Origin of the sequence: Streptomyces sp. NRRL F-6492, assembly GCF_001280125.1 — a bacterium.
Lineage (GTDB): Bacteria > Actinomycetota > Actinomycetes > Streptomycetales > Streptomycetaceae > Streptomyces.
Genome location: NZ_LGEG01000078.1, coordinates 1 through 2,971 on the forward strand (window position 1 = coordinate 1; position 2,971 = coordinate 2,971).

General features: G+C 76.0%; 2 protein-coding genes. Both read left to right on the plus strand.

Features of this window, described 5'->3' with window-relative positions; translation table 11 throughout:
- Positions 1–22 precede the first annotated feature (22 nt).
- The gene (dhbC, locus tag ADL08_RS08800; RefSeq protein WP_053641514.1) at positions 23–1,252 is read left to right on the plus strand and encodes an isochorismate synthase DhbC; all 1,230 of its coding nucleotides are present in this window, start codon (positions 23–25) and stop codon (positions 1,250–1,252) included.
- Complete coding sequence (locus ADL08_RS08805; protein WP_053641513.1) at positions 1,249–2,919, plus strand: (2,3-dihydroxybenzoyl)adenylate synthase; 1,671 nt, start codon at positions 1,249–1,251, stop codon at positions 2,917–2,919. Before dhbC ends, ADL08_RS08805 begins: the two co-directional genes overlap by 4 nt.
- The last annotated feature ends 52 nt before the right edge of the window (positions 2,920–2,971 follow it).

Here is a 2,971-nt window from a genome sequence, read left to right on the forward strand (position 1 = left end):
CCCCCCGCCCGCCTCCGCCTCCATCCCCTCCCCCACCCCCCCCCCCGTCCCGGTCGCCCCGCCCCCGGCCGCCCCCGTCCGCTCCACCGCCCCCACCCCGTCCGCCGTCGGCGCCGCCACCGGACTGCTCGACGCCTTCCGCGCCGGCGACCGCTTCCTCGCCACGCCCACCCGGACCCTGCTCGCCCACGGCGTCCTGAGCGAGGTCCCGCACGGCACCGACCCGATCGCCGAGCGGGTGGCCGACGCCCTCGCCGAGGCCCGCGCCGGACGCCACGCCGCCCCCGTCGTGATGGGCGCCATCCCCTTCGACCAGGACGCCCCGGCCGCGCTCGTCGTGCCCGAGACCGTCCGCACCGGACCGGCCCTCGCCTCCGACCCGCTCGTCGCGCTGCCCGCCGACGCGCCCCGCGCCGGTGCCTGGACGGTCCGTCCGCACCCGGCGCCGGAGGTCTACGCCAAGGGCGTCGCCGCCGCCGTCGACCGCATGTGGAAGGGCGAGTTCAGCAAGGTGGTGCTCGCCCGCACCCTGGAGGTCACCGGCCCCGACGAGCCGGACATCGCCGCCATGCTCCGCCGGCTCGCCCGCCGCGACCCGTGCGGCCACACCTTCGCGCTGCCCACCCACCCCGGCCGGACCCTGCTCGGGGCCAGCCCCGAACTCCTGGTCTCCCGGCGCGGCGACCGGCTCGTCTCCAACCCGCTGGCCGGCTCCACCCCCCGCAGCGACGACCTCGCCGAGGACGTGCGGCGCGCGGCGGCCCTCCTGGAGTCCGCCAAGGACCTGCACGAGCACGCGGTCGTCGTCGACGCCGTGCACCAGGCGATGGCGCCGTACTGCTCCTCCATCGACGTCCCCGCCCGGCCGTCGCTGATCCGCACCGCCGCCATGTGGCACCTCTCCACCACGGTCACCGGCACCCTCGCCCACCCCGAGGTGTCGGCCCTGGAGATCGCCTCCTCGCTCCACCCCACCCCCGCGGTCTGCGGCACCCCGACGCCGCTGGCCCGCGAGGTCATCCGGGAGACCGAGCCCTTCGACCGCGGCTTCTTCACCGGCATCGTCGGCTGGGGCGACGCGGACGGCAACGGCGAATGGGTCGTCACCATCCGCTGCGCCGAGGCCGAGGAGCGCACCCTGCGCCTGTACGCGGGCGCCGGCGTCGTCGCCGCGTCCGTGCCGGAGGACGAGACCGCCGAGACCGCCGCGAAGTTCCGCACCTTCCTCCACGCCGTGGGAGCCGAGCTGTGACCGCGCCGACCTCGTCCCTCCCGGACGCCGCCCCCTCGGGCGAGCCGTACACCACCCCCACCTGGCCCGCCGAGTTCGCCGAGCGGTACCGGGCGGCCGGCTGGTGGGAGGGGATCACCTTCGGCGGGATGCTCCGCACCCGGGCCGGGGCCCACCCCGACCGCGTCGCCGTCGTCGACCGCGCGGGCCCCGGCGGCGCCCGGCGCGCCTGGACCTACGCCGAGCTCGACCTGCGCGCCGACCGGCTCGCGGCCGGCCTCTCGGCCCGGGGCATCGGCGCCGGCGACAAGGTCGTCGTCCAGCTGCCCAACGTCGCCGAGTTCCTCGAAGTGGTCTTCGCGCTCTTCCGCCTCGGCGCGCTCCCCGTCTTCGCGCTGCCCGCGCACCGCGAGTCGGAGATCTCCTACTTCTGCTCCTTCACCGGAGCCGCCGCCTACGTGATCCCCGACGTCCACGGCGGCTTCGACTACCGCGCCCTGGCGACCACGGTCCTCGCCCGCGCCCCCGAGCTGCGGCACGTGTTCGTCGTCGGCGAGGACGCCGGGGCCTTCGAGGCGCTGGCCGACGTCCCGGCCGAGCCGGTCGACCTGCCCGAGCGCGACCCCTCCGAGACGGCGTTCCTCCAGCTCTCCGGCGGCAGCACCGGCGTGCCCAAGCTGATCCCCCGGACGCACGACGACTACGTCTACTCGCTGCGCGGCTCCGCCGAGATCTGCGCGCTCGACGAGGACGGCGTGTACCTGTGCGTGCTGCCCGCCGCCCACAACTTCCCGCTCTCCTCGCCCGGTTCGCTGGGCACGCTGTACGCGGGCGGGCGGGTCGTCATGTGCCCGCGGCCGGCCCCCGACGTGGCGTTCCCGCTGATCCAGGACGAGGGCGTGACCATCACCGGCCTCGTGCCGCCGCTCGCGCTCGTCTGGATCGACGCCGCCCCCGGCTCCGCGTACGACCTCTCCACCCTCGACGTGCTCCTGGTCGGCGGCGCGAAGCTCGCCGACGAGGTGGCCCGCCGGGTCCGGCCCGCCCTGGGCTGCACCCTCCAGCAGGTCTTCGGGATGGCCGAGGGCCTGGTCTGCTACACCCGGCTCGACGACGACCCGGAGACGGTCGTCACCACCCAGGGCCGGCCGATCTCCCCGGACGACGAGATCAGGGTCGTCGACGACGAGGACGAGGACCTGCCGGTCGGCGCCACCGGCCACCTGCTGACCCGGGGCCCGTACACGATCCGCGGCTACTGGAACGCGCCGGACCACAACGCCCGCGCGTTCACCGAGGACGGCTTCTACCGCACCGGCGACCTCGTCCGGCTCACCCCGAGCGGCCACCTGGTGGTCGAGGGGCGCGCCAAGGACCAGATCAACCGGGGCGGCGAGAAGATCGCGGCCGAGGAGGTCGAGAACCACCTCCTGGCGCACCCGTCGGTGCACGACGCCAACGTGGTGGCCGAGCCCGACCCGTACCTCGGCGAGCGCAGCTGCGCGTACGTGATCCGCCGTCCGGGCACGGAGGAGGTCAAGGCCACGGCCCTCAAGCGCTTCGTCCGGGAGCGCGGGCTCGCCGCCTACAAGGTCCCCGACCGGATCGTCTTCGTCGACGCCTTCCCGACCACGGGCGTCGGCAAGATCTCCAAGAAGGACCTCCGCGCGGAGGGCGCGGGCGCCTGACCGCCCCGCCCCCGCTCCCCCCCGCCCCACCCCGCCCTCACCTCCCCATCCC